We start from the raw sequence: 234 nt of genomic DNA, 5'->3' as shown, positions 1-234 counted from the left end.
CCTCCCGTGTCGTGGTCACCCTGGCCGATGCCGGCGATGCGGTGCGCCTCGACATCGTCGACGACGGGATCGGGTTCGACGCCCGGCACTGGGACGCCCAGGGCGGCGTCGGCAGCCGCGGCGGCGGCTACGGACTGCGTTCGATGCGCGCGCGCCTGCGGGAGCTCGGCGGAGGGCTCGATGTGGAGAGCGCCCCGGGCGACGGCACCGCGCTCTCGGCGCACATCCCTCTGG

1 protein-coding gene is annotated in these 234 nt (G+C 75.6%); it reads left to right on the top strand.

Annotation, left to right across the window (positions count from 1 at the left end; genetic code table 11):
* A partial coding sequence (locus tag L687_RS0120860) for an ATP-binding protein (protein ID WP_040569593.1) occupies nt 1-234 on the top strand: 234 nt, incomplete at both ends.

Origin of the sequence: Microbacterium maritypicum MF109, assembly GCF_000455825.1 — a bacterium.
GTDB lineage: Bacteria > Actinomycetota > Actinomycetes > Actinomycetales > Microbacteriaceae > Microbacterium > Microbacterium maritypicum_A.
Note: the sequence above shows the minus strand (reverse complement) of the source record. Positions and strands in the feature narration are given on the sequence as shown.